At 60.4% G+C, this 17,840-nt stretch carries 16 protein-coding genes; 10 read left to right on the forward strand and 6 right to left on the reverse strand.

Annotation, left to right across the window (positions count from 1 at the left end):
• Positions 1–9: 9 nt before the first annotated feature.
• The 7 genes from Q0899_RS17750 to Q0899_RS17780 all read left to right on the forward strand — a co-directional run bounded on the left by Q0899_RS17750 (position 10) and on the right by Q0899_RS17780 (position 7,167).
• Positions 10–810, forward strand: a complete 801-nt coding sequence (locus Q0899_RS17750) for a cytochrome c oxidase subunit 3 (protein WP_298298523.1) — start codon at positions 10–12, stop codon at positions 808–810.
• An 88-nt stretch (positions 811–898) separates the two neighbouring features.
• Entirely contained in the window at positions 899–1,576 is a 678-nt protein-coding gene (locus Q0899_RS17755) for an SURF1 family protein (RefSeq protein WP_298298529.1), read from the forward strand.
• Between the two features lie 14 nt (positions 1,577–1,590).
• Positions 1,591–2,979 (forward strand): threonine synthase, encoded by a 1,389-nt coding sequence (thrC, locus tag Q0899_RS17760; RefSeq protein WP_299194576.1) that lies wholly within the window; start codon positions 1,591–1,593, stop codon positions 2,977–2,979.
• Complete coding sequence (locus Q0899_RS17765) at positions 2,976–4,250, forward strand: pitrilysin family protein (protein WP_299194580.1); 1,275 nt, start codon at positions 2,976–2,978, stop codon at positions 4,248–4,250. The genes thrC and Q0899_RS17765 overlap by 4 nt, the downstream gene beginning before the upstream one ends.
• Before the next feature lie 5 nt (positions 4,251–4,255).
• Positions 4,256–4,840, forward strand: a complete 585-nt coding sequence (locus Q0899_RS17770; protein ID WP_298298535.1) for a GNAT family protein — start codon at positions 4,256–4,258, stop codon at positions 4,838–4,840.
• Between the two features lie 56 nt (positions 4,841–4,896).
• Positions 4,897–5,718 carry an MBL fold metallo-hydrolase gene (locus tag Q0899_RS17775; RefSeq protein WP_299194583.1) on the forward strand — a complete coding sequence of 274 codons (822 nt, stop codon included), beginning with the start codon at positions 4,897–4,899 and terminating at the stop codon, positions 5,716–5,718.
• Between the two features lie 39 nt (positions 5,719–5,757).
• The gene (locus Q0899_RS17780) at positions 5,758–7,167 is read left to right on the forward strand and encodes an FAD-binding oxidoreductase (RefSeq protein ID WP_299194586.1); all 1,410 of its coding nucleotides are present in this window, start codon (positions 5,758–5,760) and stop codon (positions 7,165–7,167) included.
• 89 nt (positions 7,168–7,256) lie between these two features.
• On the opposite strand, the gene Q0899_RS17785 is transcribed toward Q0899_RS17780, so the two are convergent.
• From Q0899_RS17785 to Q0899_RS17800, 4 genes are all read right to left on the reverse strand, one after another.
• Entirely contained in the window at positions 7,257–9,194 is a 1,938-nt protein-coding gene (locus tag Q0899_RS17785; RefSeq protein ID WP_298298547.1) for a calcium-binding protein, read from the reverse strand.
• Positions 9,195–9,461: 267 nt separating this feature from the next.
• Entirely contained in the window at positions 9,462–10,001 is a 540-nt protein-coding gene (locus tag Q0899_RS17790; protein WP_298298553.1) for an adenine phosphoribosyltransferase, read from the reverse strand.
• Between the two features lie 19 nt (positions 10,002–10,020).
• The gene (locus Q0899_RS17795; RefSeq protein ID WP_299194591.1) at positions 10,021–10,650 is read right to left on the reverse strand and encodes a LysE family translocator; all 630 of its coding nucleotides are present in this window, start codon (positions 10,648–10,650) and stop codon (positions 10,021–10,023) included.
• Positions 10,651–10,668: 18 nt separating this feature from the next.
• Complete coding sequence (locus Q0899_RS17800; protein WP_299194594.1) at positions 10,669–11,541, reverse strand: S-methyl-5'-thioadenosine phosphorylase; 873 nt, start codon at positions 11,539–11,541, stop codon at positions 10,669–10,671.
• 163 nt (positions 11,542–11,704) lie between these two features.
• Here Q0899_RS17800 and Q0899_RS17805 point away from each other — a divergent pair, with 163 nt between their 5' ends.
• Positions 11,705–13,393 (forward strand): SulP family inorganic anion transporter, encoded by a 1,689-nt coding sequence (locus Q0899_RS17805; RefSeq protein WP_299194598.1) that lies wholly within the window; start codon positions 11,705–11,707, stop codon positions 13,391–13,393.
• Between the two features lie 189 nt (positions 13,394–13,582).
• On the opposite strand, the gene Q0899_RS17810 is transcribed toward Q0899_RS17805, so the two are convergent.
• Positions 13,583–14,191 (reverse strand): flavin reductase family protein, encoded by a 609-nt coding sequence (locus tag Q0899_RS17810; RefSeq protein WP_299194601.1) that lies wholly within the window; start codon positions 14,189–14,191, stop codon positions 13,583–13,585.
• Positions 14,192–14,229: 38 nt separating this feature from the next.
• On the opposite strand from Q0899_RS17810, the gene Q0899_RS17815 reads away from it, so the two are divergent.
• Positions 14,230–14,751 carry a GNAT family N-acetyltransferase gene (locus tag Q0899_RS17815; RefSeq protein ID WP_298298573.1) on the forward strand — a complete coding sequence of 174 codons (522 nt, stop codon included), beginning with the start codon at positions 14,230–14,232 and terminating at the stop codon, positions 14,749–14,751.
• 60 nt (positions 14,752–14,811) lie between these two features.
• The gene (locus tag Q0899_RS17820) at positions 14,812–15,576 is read left to right on the forward strand and encodes an EcsC family protein (RefSeq protein ID WP_299194605.1); all 765 of its coding nucleotides are present in this window, start codon (positions 14,812–14,814) and stop codon (positions 15,574–15,576) included.
• Here the strand turns inward: Q0899_RS17820 and ptsP are convergent.
• A complete protein-coding gene (gene ptsP, locus Q0899_RS17825; RefSeq protein ID WP_298298579.1) occupies positions 15,573–17,825 on the reverse strand; it encodes a phosphoenolpyruvate--protein phosphotransferase in 2,253 nt (750 codons plus the stop codon). The two genes, Q0899_RS17820 and ptsP, sit on opposite strands and share 4 nt — an antisense overlap.
• Positions 17,826–17,840 lie beyond the last annotated feature (15 nt).

The following is a 17,840-nucleotide window of genomic DNA, read 5'->3' on the forward strand; positions in this document are numbered from 1 at the left end:
GGGACACCAATGGCACACGCTAAGAACCACGACTACCACATCCTGCCACCTTCCATTAACCCGTTTCTGGGGGCTGTTGGCGCGTTTGTCATGCTGTCCGGCTCTGTCATCTGGATGAAGGGCGGCACACCGTTCCTGGGCCTGATGGGCCTGGCGCTGGTGCTTTACGTGATGTTCAGCTGGTGGTCCGACGTGGTTGAGGAAAGCCAGGTGGGTGACCACACACCGGTTGTCCGCATCGGGCTGCGCTACGGTTTCATCTTCTTCATTATGTCCGAGGTCATGTTCTTCGTGGCGTGGTTCTGGTCTTTCTTCAAACATGCGATGTACCCGATGGGCGAAAACAGCCCGATGGTGGATGGCGTCTGGCCGCCTGCGGGGATTGAGACATTTGACCCATGGCACCTGCCACTGATCAACACGCTGATCCTGCTGTGTTCCGGTGCTGCGGCGACCTGGGCGCACCATGCATTGGCGCATGAAAATAACCGGAAGGATCTGAAATCCGGCCTAATCATCGCGGTGCTTCTGGGTATCCTGTTTACCGCATTCCAGGCTTACGAATACAGCCACGCGGCCTTCGGTTTCTCCGGCAACATCTACGGTGCCAACTTCTTCATGGCGACGGGCTTTCACGGCTTCCACGTGGTCATCGGCACCATCTTCCTGTTCGTCTGCTACATGCGGGCTCGCGCCGGCCACTTCACCCAAGAGCGGCATGTCGGCTTTGAGGCGGCTGCCTGGTACTGGCATTTCGTGGATGTGGTCTGGTTGTTCCTGTTCGCCGCGGTCTACATCTGGGGCGGCTAATTTTCTTGGAAAGAAAATTGAGAAAAGTTTTTCGAAAAACTTTTTACGCGCGAGGGGTCACCCCCTCGCGCTTTTGCATTGAGGTCCAATGTCTGCGCGCATGATTGTCCCGCTTCTGTTCGGCCTGATCGGCTGCGGAATATTGCTGTCTCTTGGCACTTGGCAGGTGCAGCGCTTGGCGTGGAAGCAAGGCGTTCTGGCTGAGATCGACGCCAAGATTGCGGCCACGCCGGTACCTTTGCCAAGCGCGCTCAGCGCAATGCCAATGAGATACCTGCCCGTAGAGGTCTCGGGTGATCACACAGGCGAAGAGCTGCATGTGTTGTTCTCAATCAAGCACCAAGGCGCGGGCTACCGGGTCATTTCGAAGTTTGTCACGTCCGATGGCCGCACTGTCTTGGTTGATCGAGGCTATGTCCCGACGCCTCGCAAAGATGAAGACCGTGCGGCGACGGGGGTACGACTTCAGGGGAACCTTCATTGGCCTGATGAGGTGGATAGTTTCACCCCAAATCCTGATTTGGCCAACAACATCTGGTTCGCGCGTGACGTGGATGCCATGGCGGATGCGCTGGGGACCGAACCGCTATTGATCGTTGCCCGCGCGACATCTGCAACGACGCCCGCCGTACAGCCGGTACCAGTCACCACCCAGGGTATCCCGAACGACCACCTGCAATACGCCATCACATGGTTTCTGCTCTGCGCGGCATGGGCGGGGATGACAGCGTATCTGCTTTGGCGTATCAGGCAGCGGACTGTTTAGAGGACGACCCCCCAATGCGCTACATCTCGACACGCGGAGACGCACCGGTTCTGAGTTTTGAACAGGCCATGCTGACGGGCCTCGCCCGCGACGGGGGCCTGTATTTGCCCGAAACGGTGCCAACCTTGTCGGACACCGACATTCGGGCGATGCGCGGGCAGTCTTACGAAGAGATCGCTTTCACGGTCATGCGGCCCTTCATCGGAGATACGTTCACCGATGCCGAATTCCGCGAGATCATCGCGAAGGCCTATGCAGGGTTTGGTCACGACGCGCGCGCGCCCTTGGTACAATTGGCGCCGAACCATTTCCTGCTAGAACTGTTTCACGGCCCCACGCTCGCGTTCAAGGACTTCGCGATGCAACTGATCGGGCAGTTGTTTCAGGCGGCGCTGTCACGGTCCGGGGAAAGGGTCACCATCGTCGGCGCGACTTCGGGCGACACCGGCTCCGCGGCGATCGAAGCCTTCAAGGGCCTCGACGCTGTCGACGTATTCATCATGTACCCCGACGGCCGGGTGTCCGAAGTGCAACGCCGCCAGATGACGACCTCTGCCGAAAGCAACGTGCATGCGTTAGCCGTTGAAGGTGATTTCGACACCTGCCAAGGCGCGTTGAAGGACATGTTCAACGACTTTGAGTTCCGCGATGGTGTCAGGCTGGCCGGAGTCAATTCCATCAACTGGGCGCGTGTGCTGGCGCAGGTGGTGTATTACTTCTCCTCCGCCGTGTCGCTGGGAGCACCGGACCGTGCGGTCAGCTTCACTGTGCCCACAGGCAATTTCGGCGACATTTTTGCGGGCTACATTGCCAAGCGGATGGGCCTGCCGATTGAGAAGCTCGTGATTGCCACCAACCAAAATGACATCCTGCATCGCACCTTGGAAACCGGTAGCTACACCACTGATGGGGTGAAGCCCTCAATCAGCCCGTCGATGGACATTCAGGTGTCATCCAATTTTGAACGCGCGTTGTTCTACGCATATGGCCAAGACGGCAAGGCCGTTGCGGAACAGATGGACAGCCTGAAAGCCGATGGCTCTTTCAAAGTCAGCCAAGGCGCGTATCAGGCATTGAAAGAGACCTACGCATCTGGTCGGGTATCGGAAACGCAGACCTCCGCGATGATCAAAGCTGCGCATAGTGCCATGGGCGAATTGCTCTGCCCGCATTCCGCAGTGGGCGTGCACGTCGCGCAAGATCACTTGGGTGACACGCCGATGATCACACTAGCGACAGCGCACCCGGCGAAGTTTCCCGCAGCGGTTGAGGATGCATCGGGCATCCACCCTCCGTTGCCTGCGCGGATGGCCGATTTGTACGACCGTGACGAGACCATTACACATGTCAAAGGCGATGTGGCCGCCATCCAAGCCATCATCCGCGAAAGGATCTCTGCTTGAACGCGATAACTGAACCCCGCCTGCACACTTTGCCAAACGGCTTTCGTGTGGTGACCGAACACATGCCGGGGCTGGAAAGCGCCAGTGTGGGTATCTGGGTCGGCGCCGGTGGCCGGCACGAGCGGCTGGGCCAGAACGGCATCGCGCATTTTCTGGAGCATATGGCCTTCAAAGGTACCAAACGGCGCAACGCGCTGCAGATTGCGGAAGCGATCGAGGATGTGGGCGGCTATATCAACGCCTATACCTCGCGCGAGGTGACCGCCTACTACGCCCGCGTTTTGAAAGAGGACGTGGCGCTGGGGCTGGACGTTATTGCCGACATTCTTCGCAACCCCATATTCGATCCGAACGAGATCGAAGTTGAGCGCGGGGTGATCTTGCAGGAAATCGGACAGTCTCTGGATACGCCTGACGATGTGGTGTTTGACTGGTTGCAGGAAGCGGCCTATCCCGACCAACCCATCGGGCGCACCATTCTGGGGCCGACTGAACGCGTCTCCTCTTTCAGCCGTGACGACCTGTCGGGCTTCGTGTCCGAGCATTACGGGCCAGGACAATTGATCCTGTCTGCCGCGGGGGCCGTGGATCACGACGAAGTTGTACGCATGGCGGAAGACTTGTTTGGGGATATGGCAGCGCGTCCCGCTCTGGTTGCAGAGCCTGCCAAGTTTGTCAGCGGGGAACGGCGCGAGATCAAGGACCTTGAGCAGGCCCATTTCACGCTTGCTCTGGAAGCGCCGGGCTACCGGGATGACGCGTTCTACACTGCGCAAATCTTCGCCTCGACATTTGGTGGTGGCATGTCGTCCCGCTTGTTCCAGGAGGCGCGGGAGAAGCGGGGCCTTTGCTATTCCATTTTTGCGCAGATTGGCAGCTATTCCGATACGGGCATGATGACAGTCTATGCGGGCACCTCTGGCGACGACATTGCGGGCCTTGCGGATCTGACCGTGGACGAGCTGAAGCGTGCGGCAGATGACCTCGGTACCGCTGAGGTGGATCGCGCGCGTGCGCAAATGAAGGCGGGGCTATTGATGGGGCTGGAAAGCCCGTCATCACGGGCTGAACGCCTTGCGCGACTGGTTGGCATCTGGGGCAGGGTGCCCGCTCTGGCCGAAACCGTCGCCAAAATTGACGCCGTTGATGTGGCGCAGGTCCGGGCATTTGCGGCGCAAATGGCCTCCGGAGGTGCCCCGGCCATGGCGCTTTATGGGCCGGTGTCCAAGGCACGCGATCTGGACAGTCTGGCCGGGAAACTGGCAGCCTGACCACGATGCTACGCACCCGAAAGAAAGTCAGGATCGAAACGGAGCGCATGACATTGCGCCTGCCGCAGCATGGCGACTACCGCGATTGGGCCGCTTTGCGGGCGGAAAGCTCGGAATTTCTAACGCCGTGGGAGCCGGTTTGGGCCAATGACCACCTGACCCGCAAGAGCTTTACCAACCGCGTATATTGGGCGCAGCGTTCGTTGAACACGGGCAGCGCGGTGCCTGTTTTCATGCTGCGCCGCGAGGACAACGCGCTGCTGGGCGCGATTACGTTGGACAATATCCGCCGTGGTCCCGCGCAGGCGGGTACTTTGGGGTACTGGATCGGACAACGCCATTCGCGCCAGGGCTTCATGAACGAAGCGATCGGCGGTTTGGTGCATTACGCGTTCAAAACGCTGGACCTGAGCCGCGTGGAAGCAGCCTGCCTGCCAGAAAACGCCGCCTCGCGCGGGGTACTGGAAAAGGCGGGGTTCAAATACGAGGGCGTGGCCCAAAGCTACCTGCAAATCGGGGGACGCTGGCGCAACCACGTGCTCTACGCCAATCTGCGCATGGACCGGCGGGGGCGGACGGATGCGGGCTAGGCCAATCTGAAAGATGTGATTTCCGATTTCTGGCTGCTTGGGTGTAGCATCCCTCTATGCGGATGTTTCTCGCGATTGCACTGATGATTCCCACGCTGGCGGTTGCTCAGGACCGGCGCCCGTCACATTGCATTGCCTTGGCTGACGCCTCGCCGCAGATGACGTTTGTGCATCGTGCCAATTGGCAGCAGCCGGTGGCGCAAGACACGGTTCGGCTGACCTACGTTGATCACGCGATGTTCCTGATCCAAACCGCTGGCGGGCTGAATGCGGTGACGGATTATGTGGGCTACACCGGTGGCATCGACCTGATCCCCGATGTGGTCACCATGAACCACGCGCATGGCAGCCACTGGACCTCCGTTCCAGACCCGGCGATCCCACACGTGCTGGAAGGCTGGAAGCACGGTGGCGCGGCGGATCACCATCTGGATCTGGGCGAGATGCTGGTGCGCAACGTCCCCACGGATATCCGCAGCCGATTTGGCGGCGGGGTTGAGAAAGACGGCAATTCCATCTTCGTATTCGAGGTCGCGGGGCTGTGCATCGGGCATCTTGGCCACTTGCATCACGAACCCGATGCCGCGCAATACGCCGCGCTGGGGCGGCTCGATGTGGTGATGGCGGCGGTTGATGGCGGGCTGTCGCTGGACACGCCCACGATGATGCGGGTGCTGAAGCGGCTGAAGTCCTCGGTTGTGATCCCGATGCATTGGTTCGGGCGCATCTCGCTGAACAGCTTTCTGGCCGGCATGGGCGACGAGTTCGATGTAGTCGAACCCGACAGCAGTTTTATCGAAATATCCGCACGCAGCCTGCCGCGCCGGCCCACGGTCATGGTTTTGAGACCCGCCTACTACAACCCTCCGGTTGAATAGGCGTTTGCATCTACGCGCGATGTGGTTCTATCTCGACCCATGTTAAATTCTGTTTCCGACGCCCTTCGCGGCACGCTGGCAAAAGCCCTTCCGGCGGAGGCATTTCGCGAATTGACCCCGGCCTATCTGGAAGAGCCTAGAGGGCGGTACAAAGGAGCAGGGGGATTGCTGCTGGCCCCGTCTTCGACACGGGAAGTCGCCGCAATAGTCGCCGCCTGCAACGCGGCCAAGGTCGGCGTCATTCCCTATGGCGGCGGCACAGGTTTGGTCGGCGGGCAGGTCGCCGAAACCGGCCCCATGCCGGTGATCGTGTCAATGGAGCGGATGACCGCGATCCGCGACGTGAACCCTGTCGAGAATGTCTTGGTCTGCGAGGCCGGGGCAATCCTGCAATCCGTGCAGGACGCGGCAGATCAGGTTGGCCGCGTATTCCCGCTGACGCTGGCTTCCCAAGGGTCGGCCCGGATTGGGGGGAACCTGGCCACCAATGCAGGTGGCGTGAATGTGTTGCGCTACGGCAATATGCGCGACTTGTGCCTGGGGTTGGAGGCGGTGCTGCCCGACGGGTCAACCTGGAACGGGCTGACGCCTCTGCGCAAGAACAACACAGGCTACGATTTGCGGCATCTGCTGATCGGGGCGGAAGGGACGCTGGGCATCATCACAGCTGCCAGCTTGAAGCTGTTCCCCAAGCCCGAGGGCGCAGGGGCCGCGTTGATGGTGGTCAACGACCCGCAAGCAGCGCTGGATTTGCTGGCGCTTGCGGGGGAGCAACTGGGACAGCAGGTGTCGGCCTTTGAGCTGATCAACCACATGGGTCTGGATTTTCTGAAAGAAACCGGGCCGGAAACGCGAGTGCCTTTTGAAGCCGCGCCAGAATGGATGGTGCTGGTGGATGTTGGAACGTTTGGCGGCGCAGATCCCGAGGCGGCTTTGGAAGCTTTGTTCGCTGAGGCGCTGGAGCGTGGTTTGGTCAGCGACGGCATGATAGCGCAGTCTTTGGCGCAGCGTCAGGAGTTCTGGAACATCCGCGAGAATATTCCGGAGGCGAACCGTCGTGTTGGCTCGGTATCCAGCCATGACATTTCAGTGCCAATTACCCGCATCCCCGAATTCATCCAGCGTGGCGGGCAGGCTCTCGCGCAGCTGGGGGAGTTTCGGATCAACTGCTTCGGACATGTTGGCGACGGCAACCTGCATTACAATGTGTTTCCCCCCAAAGGCCGCAACCGGGCGGATTTTGAAGCGGAGCGGTCGAAGGTGAAAGAGATTGTGCATGATCTGACCCACGCGTTGGGCGGCTCGATATCAGCGGAGCATGGGATCGGGCGTTTGAAGGTTGGTGACCTTCAGAAATACGGCGACCCGGCGAAACTGGCCGCGATGCGGGCGATCAAGGCGGGGCTGGACCCCAATGGGATCATGAACCCCGGCGCGGTTGTGCGCTAGCTCAACCACCGCCTTATCCAATTCCAAAAAGTTAGCCCGCCAATCCGGAAAGGTTTGGCGGACTTTTTGACTTAGGTTTTCAACCGTTATCAGACGATCAGGAAGTCGTTCTCGTCGATGGTCAGATTGGCACGCAAGCGGCCAAAGATGATGGCGTCGTCGCCGCCCTCACCGTCAGCGTCGTAGCGCAGGTAGCCGGTGTCAGCTTCATAAGTGATCTGCGCGCCAGCACCTTCGGCATCGCCGGTGGCGTTGATCGTCAGGGCGGACGGGTCAAGTGTGCCCAGGTTCAGCCCGTCAAAGACGGCGCTGTCCAGCTCGATCAAATCGGTACCGCTGGCGAAGTCGACGATGCGGTCAACATTGCCGTTGCCCAATGCGCCGTTGAACACAAACGTGTCTGCGCCGCCGCGACCGATGAAGATGTTGGCGTTTTCGTCGCCAATGAACCGGTCGTCAAAGTTGGTTCCGTCCACGTTCTCGAAGTTGGAGATCGTGTCGTTGCCCACGCCGCCGCCAGTCACCGACTGGAAGCCATTCACGTCAGCGTTCAGGTCGATGGTGATGCCGGACGTCGCGTCGCGGTAGTTCACGTAATCGATGCCGTCGCCGCCATCCATCGTGTCATCGCCCAGGCCGCCACGGATTGTGTCATTGCCTGCGCCGCCATTCAGCGTATCGTCGCCGTCATAACCGAAGATGATGTTACGCTCACCGTCGCCGGTGATCACGTCACCAAAGTTCGAGCCGTAGACATTTTCAAAGCCGGACACCACGTCGCCAGCGGCGTCACCAGCAGAACCCATGCCGGTTTCCAGATCAATCGCGATGCCCGCAGTTGCGTCCAGGTAGCTCAGCAAATCTGTGCCCGCGCCGCCTTCCAGCGTGTCTGCGCCTGCGCCACCACGAATGTGGTCATTGCCGTCGCCACCGTCGATAGTGTCGTCGCCAAGGCGACCAAGCAGGTAGTTATCGCCCGCATCGCCGATGATCACGTCATCACGGTCGGAGCCAAAGACGTCCTCGAAGCCATTGGCAATGTCGCCCTCAGCGTCGCCGCCAGAGACAATATGGTTGCCGCTGCCATCGAGGTTCAGGTTCACGTTCACGCCTTGGCCGGAGCTGGAATATTCCAACGCATCGGTCCCTGCGCCGCCTTCCAGCGTGTCCGCGCCCGCGCCGCCACGGATGACGTCGTCGCCACCATTGCCACGCAGCACGTCGGCGCCTGCCAGGCCGATCAGGTGGTTTTCACCCTCATCGCCAATCAGCACGTCGTCAAAGTTGGAGCCGCGCACGTTTTCGAAGTTCGAGATCACGTCGCCCTCTGCGTCGCCACCCGATGCGGTTTGTGTCGTACCGCTCAGATCCACGTTCACGCCCGCAGACGATGTAGTGTAATACAGCCAGTCGGTCCCGTCGCCACCGTCCATGGTGTCGCCCGATTGGCCGCCCTCGATCAGGTCGTCGCCCGCATAGCCGTTGATCGTGTCAACGCCATTGGTGCCTGTCAGATTATCATCGCCGGACGTCCCGTCAAACGTGTCCGGGGTGTCGGTGATGCTCAGGTCGCTGGTGCCCAGAACCGTGCTGTTCCCGCTGGTTTCATCCGTCAGGGTCAGCGTTGCCACATTGTCGCCGGATGCGTTCTCGGAGCCGGTGAATGTCACATCTTCGCGGTTGAAGAAGCGGTTCAGCTCACTGCGTGTCCCGGTGAGGGTGATAGTGTTGGTGCCTGAGCCAGAGACTTCAACGCCACGTGCGCTTTCGGCTTCCAAGGTGCCGTCGTCAACGCTCAGCGTTATGGTCAGCTCGTCCCGACTGCGGCCTGTGTAGCGTAAGTTCAGGGGGGCAAGATCCAACACCGTTGGAGTTTCCTCTACAACGGTAAAGTCGTTCGGGAAGTTTCGCACGGAAACCGTTCCGTTGCTGCTAGAGTTCGAGCTGCCGCCGAAGTAGTAGCTGTAAATGCTATAGTAATAAGAATAATATTTAACTGCCCAGCTATAGAGTGCGTAGAAGTACATTTTGACCGTTTCCTTAATTCAACGGCGCGACCCGCTCTTTGCAAAGAATCGGGCAAATGCATCAGCATTCACACCGAAATCCAGCACTGCAAAGGGGCTGTTGCACCGCAAAGGTGGATGATTTCTTAACGGTTTATTAACTGGAATTGAGGTGATTAGAGGGCAACGAAGAGGCTTGAAATTGACTTAATTTAGAAATGACGCGGCGTCAGTTGCCAAAGTTTCGGGGGCGAGCTCCAGAAATTTTTTTTGGGGGAGTGGCGGCGGCTATGTCCCATCAAATTCACACAATACCCGCACGTCCATGCCCAGCTTTTCCAGCTTCTTGCGGCCTCCAAGTTCCGGCAGGTCGATGATGAAGGCGCAGCCGATGACTTCGCCGCCCAGTTTCTCGATCAGCTTGATGCCGGCCTCTGCCGTGCCACCCGTGGCCAAAAGGTCATCGACCAGCAGCACCTTGTCACCGGCTTGAATGCTGTCGTCGTGAATTTCCATCGTGGCCTCGCCATATTCAAGCGAGTAGCTCTGTTCGATCGTCTTGCCGGGCAGCTTGCCTTTCTTGCGAATAGGCAGGAAGCCCTTGGCCAGCTGATGCGCAACCGCGCCACCAAGGATGAACCCGCGCGCCTCAAGTCCGGCGACCTTGTCGATATCGGTGCCGGGGTAGGGGGCGAGCATCTGGTCGATGGCCATGCGAAACCCGCGTGGATCCAGAAACAGCGTGGTCACGTCGCGGAACATGATACCCTCATGCGGGAAGTCGGGGATGGTGCGGATGTAGTCTTTGACCTGTTTCGTGTCGGGCATAATGGGTCTCCGGATGTGATCAGTTGGCGCGGCGCAAGGTGGCGGTGAAGGCGGCCATAGCGATCAGCGTGGCTCCGCCGGCCCGGGTCATCCATTGCAGAACGGAAGGCCTGGATATGCGCACCCGCATCGCGTTCGCCGCCAAGGCAAACATCAGCGCGTTGACGCCCGCAATGACCACGAAGGTTGCAATCAATATGCCCGCTTGCGGCGCGAAGGCCGCCTCAGTGGCGATGAATTGCGGCACGAAGGCAATGAAGAATGTGTTGGATTTGGGGTTTAGCGCCGTGACCGTCGCGGTGTGACGGAATACGGTCCATGCCTCAGCATGGTCGCTGTTGGAGAGATCGCCCAATCCGTCAGAGCGCTCGCTACGTAGCATCTTGATGCCCAGATAGAGCAGGTACAGCGCGCCCGCATATTTCACGATGGTAAAGGCGGTGGCAGAGGTGGCGATGATCGCGCCCAGCCCGATGATGGAAAGCGTCATGGCGACTAGATCGCCCGTTGCGACCCCAAGGGCAGAGGCCACGGCAACCCGCTTGCCTTGCGTCAGCGCGTAGCTGAGCACCAGCAGGACGGTGGGCCCAGGGATCATGAGCAACGCAGTGGAGGCGGCGGCGAAGGCCAGCCAAAGATCAAATGACATATCTAGAAGTCCTTTAGGTTACAATAAGCGGCCAGCGACGGCGTCTAACTTGGCGACCACGGAAGGGTCGCGCGCGGGAGGTTGGGTGATAATCGCGTATTCCAGCGCTTTGTCACAACCATGGGGGCAGTCATCGCGGGTCGCTCCCAACAAGGTAGGCAGGCGGGCCACCATGCCTTTGGCCTTCTCGGAGTTGCCCATCAATGTGGCGATGATCTGGGTCACGTCGACCTCCCCGTGCTCAGGGTGCCAGCTGTCATAATCGGTGATCATCGCGACGGAGGCGTAGCAAATCTCCGCCTCGCGGGCGAGCTTGGCCTCGGGCATGTTTGTCATGCCGATGACATCCGCACCCCAGCTTTCGCGGTACATTTTGCTTTCGGCCAGCGTTGAAAATTGTGGGCCCTCCATGGCCAAATAGGTGCCGCCATTGTGCACCGTGATGCCTTGCGCCGTGGCCGCCTCGAGGCAGGCCGCGCCGAGGCGCGGGCAGGTGGGGTGTGCGACGGAGACGTGAGCAACGCAACCGGTGCCAAAGAACGACTTTTCCCTCGCAAAGGTGCGGTCAATGAACTGGTCAACGATGACGAAGTCGCCCGGTGCCATTTCCTCACGGAACGATCCGCAAGCGGACACGGAAATCACATCCGTCACACCAATGCGCTTCAAAGCGTCAATGTTGGCGCGATATGGAACGGTTGACGGCGAATGCACGTGGCCGCGCCCATGGCGGGGCAGGAAGGCCATTCTTACACCAGCCAATGTGCCGGTCAGGATGTGGTCCGACGGGGAGCCCCAAGGTGTGTCCACCTGCTGCCACTCCGCGCCCTCCAGTCCTTCGATGTCGTAAATGCCCGATCCGCCGATCACCGCAATCATCGTGTCTGCCATATCTGTCCCTGAAAATTGCTCTCGTCGCGGTGGCAATACTGCCGCATGGTTAACAGAATTAAAACGGCTAGTTCGCAGGTCGGCGCATTTCGCACGTGCATCTTGGCCCCGTCCCCGTTAAGGGCGAGGGAAATCATCAGACCCGAACTTTTGTGAGGCCCGCGTGACCCGCAGCTTTCTTGCCGCTCTTGCCAAAAACCCCGTATTGACCAACCTGCAATTGGTCCCCGATGGGGCCTACACGGCGTCGCGTTGGCGCATCGAAGTTCTGTCCGGCCTGACCGTGGCCCTGGCTCTGGTGCCCGAGGCTGTGGCCTTCGCATTTGTGGCGGGCGTTCACCCGCTGGTGGGGCTGTATGCGGCCTTCATCGTGGGGCTGATTACAGCGCTGATCGGTGGCCGCCCGGGCATGATCTCTGGGGCCACAGGGGCCTTGGCCGTGGTGATGGTGGCATTGGTCGCGCAACATGGTGTCGAGTATCTCTTTGCTACAGTGATCTTGATGGGCCTGATCCAGATCGCGGTGGGCGTGCTGAAATGGGGTAAATTCATCCGGTTGGTGCCGCACCCTGTGATGCTGGGCTTCGTCAATGGTCTGGCAATCGTCATTTTCCTGGCGCAGCTGAGCCAATTTCAGAAGCCCGGCACGGCGGAGCATGGCTCCGGCGGGCATGGGATGGCCGCGGGCGAATGGCTGGGGGGCGCTGAATTGTCCCTTATGCTGGCGCTGACGGTGCTGACCATGGGCATCATCTGGGCGACACCAAAGGTGACCAAGGTGGTGCCGGCCCCGCTGGCGGGGATCGGCATTGTGGCTTTGCTGGTCATTGCCTTCGACATCCCCGTCCCGCGCGTGGGCGACTTGGCGGAGATTGCGGGCGGCTTCCCAGCCTTCCACAACCCGTTCTCATTCGCCGGTAACGCGTCGGTGGCGCAAGGCATCTATGGCGACCTGCTGGCCCCGCTGACGCTGGAGACATTTTGGATCATCCTTCCTTACGCGTTGATTCTGGCCGCCATCGGCCTGATTGAAAGCCTGCTGACGCTGAACCTGGTGGGCGCGATCACCGGCAAACGTGGCGGCGCATCGCAGGAATGCGTGGCCCAAGGTGTGGCCAACACCGTGACCGGTTTCTTTGGCGGCATGGGCGGCTGCGCGATGATCGGGCAATCGATGATCAACGTGAATTCCGGCGGGCGCACCCGTATCGCGGGCATCGCGGCTGCGCTGTTCCTGTTGACCTTCATTCTGGTCGGCGCACCGGTGATCGAGCAGATCCCGCTGGCAGCCCTGGTGGGCGTCATGTTCATGGTGGTGATCGGCACATTCGCGTGGAACAGCTTCAACATCATCCGCAAGGCTCCGCGCACTGACGCCTTTGTCATCATTTTGGTGACCATCACCACGGTGATGTATGATCTGGCCACGGCGGTGGTGGTGGGCGTGATCGTCTCGGCGCTGGCCTACGCCTGGCAGAACGCGACTCGCATCCACGCCAAAACCCACACCACGCCCGAAGGCGCCAAGGTCTACGCCATTGACGGGCCGTTGTTTTTTGGCTCCACCAGCGGCTTTGATGAGCTGTTCACTCCGGCAGAGGACCCGTCCTTGGTTGTGATCGACTTCGCCGATAGCCGCGTCGCCGACCAATCCGCGCTACAAGCGATCGAGGCCGTCGCCGCCCGCTATGAAGCCGAGGGCAAGAAGGTGCAGCTGCGCCATCTCAGCCATGATTGCCACGAATTGCTAACCAATGCGGGGCAGCTGATGGTCGACAGTGACGATGATCCCGACTACGCGATTGCGGTCGATTACTCGGTGAAAACGGGGCAGTTGGCAGGGGGCCATTAGCGCCATTGCGGGGGCGCTCGGGATTACCTGTGTTCCAGTGACGCAATGTTTCCAGATTTCCCACTAACGCTGACCGTTTGATCCGTGTATGGTGTCTGTAAGGTCAATGTCCCATTGCTGTTTTCTGAGTCTGCCACTCACGGCCTGTTTAAGCGTAATTCACGAGTATGACATTGGCCGTCATCGATCTTATTCCTCGCCAGGGCGCGTCAGGCTGAACAGAGTGTTCACCTGCGTGTAGTCCTTGTACCCCAGCCGCGCCAACGGCTGGAAAGTCGAGACGTCGAATATCCCGTCCTTCATACAATTATCGCGCAGGTGGATGCCGGTGACCTCTCCGAACACGGCGATGTTGGCGTCGCCCGGCAGGTCGATGATTTGCGTCACCTTACATTCCAGATTGGCCGGTGCGCCCGCCACGCGGGAGCACGCGATGGTGTCACACTCCGCCCGTTCAATGCCCGCCAATTCGAATTCGTCCGTGCCTTTGTCATAGGCCCCTGAGGTGACGTTCATCGCATCGCGCGCGGCGTATTCGACGATGTTGACGCAAAACACGCCCGTTTCGATGATGTTGGCCACGCTGTCCTTGCCCTTGTCGCGGTCCGGTTTGCCTGACGTGCTGGAGAACATGACCTGCGGCGGGACATAGGCCACGGCATTGAAGAAGGAATAGGGGGCAAGGTTCTCGGTTCCGTCGCTGTGGCGTGTCGATATCCAGCCGATGGGACGCGGAGTGACGACGGCATTAAACGGGTTATGCGGCAGGCCGTGGCCATCCTCCGGGCGGTAGAACATCTTGGGGCTCCTGACAGGTTTGCCCCACAGCTAACGCCATGTTACGCCAGCCGAAAGCGGATTTTGGGACGTGTTTTGTGGAACTGCGGCAGGAAACGGCAGATGACTGGTGGGAGGTGGAAGCCCTCTATGACCTGAGCTTCGCGCCGGGGCGGGAGGCGCTGTCTTCTTACCGCCTGCGCGATGACGTGGCCCCTGTGGCGGGGCTTTGCATCGTTGCCCGTGATCCCGATGGTATTCTTGGCGGGGTGATCCGGTATTGGCCCGTTTCAATTGGAGGCCACAATGCGCTGCTTCTGGGGCCAATTGCAGTTCACCCGACCCGGCAGGGGGAGGGGCTTGGCGGTGCGTTGATGCGCGACAGCCTGATCAGGGCGGGCGACGCCGGGTGGGCGCGTGTGCTGTTGGTTGGCGACGCGCCCTATTACGGGAAGTTCGGATTTTCCAAGCTCGATCACGTTCATATGCCGCCCCCAACAAACCCTGATCGAGTGCTTGGGCTGCCGCTGCAACCTGGCGCTTGGGACGGTGTCGCCGGGTTGGTCGAAAAGGCCGGGTGACGGCTGAAATCTTGATAAATGCGGTCTGCCTCTCCACATGTTGAATGAAGGAGCGCCTTGATGACCCAAACTGTATTGCCGCCTGTTGTTCAGCCTCGCCCTGGACGCAACGAACAGCTGGACGCGCTGGCCACCCGTTACCGCGACGCGCAAGGCATCGGCATGCAGGTTGTGAGCCTTCTTGGCTCCCAGGCGGAGGGGTTGCTGGACAAGTTGCCCAAGCCGGCGCGTGCCGGGCTCGACAGCGCAACGCTAAAGGCGTTGGAACTTAGCTTTTCCGCAGCCTCGGCGTCTCGCGGGACCTTGCCGGATTCCGGCACATGGCTGACGCGGATGGTGACCGTGACGACGGGGGCTGCTGGCGGATTTGGCGGCTTGACCACCGCCTTGGCGGAATTGCCGGTCACAACCACGGTCATTCTGCGCGCCATTCAGGGTATCGCGTCGGATTACGGGTTTGACCCCACCGATGAGGACACCCGCGCCGATTGCCTGAGGGTATTCGCCTCTGCTGGTCCGATGGCAGAAGATGAGGGGATGGACCTGAGCTTTCTCACGCTGCGTGCAAGCGTGACGGGGGCAACGATGCAGGTGTTGCTCAGCACGGTCGCCCCGAAGCTGGCGGTGACGCTGGGCAAGAAGCTGGCGTTGCAAACGGTGCCGGTGCTGGGTGCGGTGACGGGTGCTGCCATCAATTACGCGTTCACCAGCTACTATCAGGACATTGCGCATGTACAGTTTGGGCTGCGCAAATTGGCGGAAGAAACCGGCGAAGACCGTGCGGCCTTGATCGCGGCCTTTGAGGCGCGCGTGTCGCAGGCCTAGCTTCCGCCCCCGGTCAGCCATTCCATGACGGCCGGGCGCACCGATTGGGCCCCACTTCCGCGCGCTTCGTCAATCACATCGCGCAGCTTTGACACGTCGGACCGGCGGATCAAGCTTTTGACCGGCCCGATAGAGGCCGGACGCATCGACAACGTGTCCATCCCCATCGCTGCAAAGCACAAGGCCTCAATCGGGCGGCCCGCGTCTTCGCCGCAAAAACTAAGCGGGGTCCCACTTTCTTTGCAGCGGTTCACGATCTGCTCGATGAAGGTCAGGAAGCTGACGTTTAGCGTGTCATAGCGCTTGCGCACCCGCTCATTCTCGCGATCGGCTGCGAAGAAGAATTGCTTCAGGTCATTGCCGCCGATCGAGATGAAGTCGGCCATTTCGAAGAATTGGCGCGGGGCGAAACCCAGAGACGGGGTCTCCAGCATGGCGCCGATCTGCACGTCGGAGGGCAGCGCATGCCCCAACTTTTCTTCCCGCGCCAGCTCGTCATGCAATTGTTGGCGGGCGTCGCGGAATTCGTCAAATTGCGCGATGAACGGGAACATCACCTTCAAGGGGCGCCCATTCGCAGCGCGGATCAAGGCCTGCAGCTGCATGCGCATCACGCCGCGCTTATCCAGCCCCACGCGGATCGCGCGCCAACCCATTGCGGGGTTTGGCTCATCTTGGGGCTTCATATAGGGCAGTACTTTGTCCGACCCGATGTCGAGCGTGCGAAACACCACCGGTTTGCCTTTGGCGGCGTCCATGACGGAGCCGTATATCGCCGCCAGCTCGGACCGTTTGGGCACGCTGGCGCGGGTCAGGAACTGCAGCTCGGTGCGAAACAGCCCGACACCTTCTGCGCCTGAGCTTTCCAAAGAGGGCAGGTCGGCCATGAGCCCTGCATTCATATGCAAGGCAACCTCATAGCCGCAGGTCGACACAGCCGGTTTGTCCCGGATCGACGCGTAACGCGCCTGCGCCTGGGTTTGCATCGCGATCTTGTCGCGGAACGCAGTGGCGACGGTATCTTCGGGGCGCAGATGCACAATCCCCTGATCGCCGTCGACCAAAATGGGGTCGCCATTCAGCGCCTCCGTCAGGATGCGTTTGGCGTTGATCACCAGCGGAATGGCCCAGGCCCGCGCGACAATCGCGGCATGTGAGCCGACCGAACCTTCTTCCAGCACGATGCCGCGCAGCTTCTTGCCGTAGTCCAGCAACTCTCCGGGTCCAATGTTGCGCGCAATGAGGATGGGGTTTTCCGGCACTTCGGCCCCCGTATCAGAGCCTTGCCCAGTCAAAAGCCGCAACAGCCGGTTCGACAGGTCGTCGAGGTCATGCAGGCGCTCGCGCAAATAGGCGTCGGGGACCCGTTCCATTCGCGCGCGGGTCGCAGATTGCTCTTTTTCTACGGCGGCCTCTGCCGACAGCCCGAGGGCGATATCTTCCTCCATCCGCCGCACCCAAGATCGGGAGTTGGCGAACATCCGGTAGGCCTCAAGGACCTTCACCTGTTCTTTGTCCGCGCCGCGCCCCATTGCGCCCAGCATTTCGTCCACTGAGGAGCGCAGCGAATCCATCGCGTCTTGCAAGCGGCGCAATTCCTCATGTGGGTCGTCCGAGATCGGGTTCGTGACCACGACACGGGGCTCATGCAGGTAAACGCGACCCTCTGCCGCGCCCTCCTGGCCGGTGGAGCCGCGAAACATTGCCTGCTGGGTGTGGCGGGCCTGCATGGCGCCTTCGCCGTCGCCCACAAATGCGCCAAGCTCGGTCATTTCGGCCAACACCATGGCCACAACTTCCAGCGCATAAACTTCATCTTCCGAATAGGCGCGGGCGTCCTTGGATTGCACAACCAGCACACCAAGGCTTTCGCCAAGCCGCTGCACCGGCACGCCAAGGAATGAGCTGAAAATTTCCTCTCCGGTTTCCGGCATGAAGCGGAAACCCTTTGCCGATGGGGCATCCGGCGTGTTTACGGCGCGTTTGGTGCGCGCGACGCGGCCCACAAGGCCTTCGCCAATCCGCATGCGCGTTTGGTGCACTGATTCCGGGTTCAGGCCTTCGGTTGCACACAGCTCCAACGTGTCGGCATCGCGGAACAGGTAGATCGAGCAGACGTCCGTCCCCATCGAATCCGCAATCAGATGCGTGATCCGGTCCAGCCGTTCCTGCCCCGCGCTGTCTTCGGCCAGCGTTTCGCGCAGGCGGCCCAACAGTTTGCGGCTTTCGCTCTCTGATCTTTCGGCCAAACCGGCCCCCCTCGA

Source organism: uncultured Litoreibacter sp., from assembly GCF_947501785.1.
Taxonomy (GTDB): Bacteria; Pseudomonadota; Alphaproteobacteria; order Rhodobacterales; family Rhodobacteraceae; genus Litoreibacter.

Coding starts and splice junctions, on each gene's coding strand:
- thrC (WP_299194576.1), top strand. CDS start 1,591: ATGCGCTACATCTCGACACGCGGAGACGCACCGGTTCTGAGTTTTGAA.
- Q0899_RS17790 (WP_298298553.1), bottom strand. CDS start 10,001: ATGCCCGACACGAAACAGGTCAAAGACTACATCCGCACCATCCCCGAC.
- Q0899_RS17820 (WP_299194605.1), top strand. CDS start 14,812: ATGACCCAAACTGTATTGCCGCCTGTTGTTCAGCCTCGCCCTGGACGC.
- Q0899_RS17770 (WP_298298535.1), top strand. CDS start 4,256: ATGCTACGCACCCGAAAGAAAGTCAGGATCGAAACGGAGCGCATGACA.
- Q0899_RS17775 (WP_299194583.1), top strand. CDS start 4,897: ATGCGGATGTTTCTCGCGATTGCACTGATGATTCCCACGCTGGCGGTT.
- Q0899_RS17795 (WP_299194591.1), bottom strand. CDS start 10,650: ATGTCATTTGATCTTTGGCTGGCCTTCGCCGCCGCCTCCACTGCGTTG.
- Q0899_RS17810 (WP_299194601.1), bottom strand. CDS start 14,191: ATGTTCTACCGCCCGGAGGATGGCCACGGCCTGCCGCATAACCCGTTT.
- Q0899_RS17780 (WP_299194586.1), top strand. CDS start 5,758: ATGTTAAATTCTGTTTCCGACGCCCTTCGCGGCACGCTGGCAAAAGCC.
- Q0899_RS17755 (WP_298298529.1), top strand. CDS start 899: ATGTCTGCGCGCATGATTGTCCCGCTTCTGTTCGGCCTGATCGGCTGC.
- Q0899_RS17750 (WP_298298523.1), top strand. CDS start 10: ATGGCACACGCTAAGAACCACGACTACCACATCCTGCCACCTTCCATT.
- Q0899_RS17785 (WP_298298547.1), bottom strand. CDS start 9,194: ATGTACTTCTACGCACTCTATAGCTGGGCAGTTAAATATTATTCTTAT.
- Q0899_RS17800 (WP_299194594.1), bottom strand. CDS start 11,541: ATGGCAGACACGATGATTGCGGTGATCGGCGGATCGGGCATTTACGAC.
- Q0899_RS17815 (WP_298298573.1), top strand. CDS start 14,230: ATGTTACGCCAGCCGAAAGCGGATTTTGGGACGTGTTTTGTGGAACTG.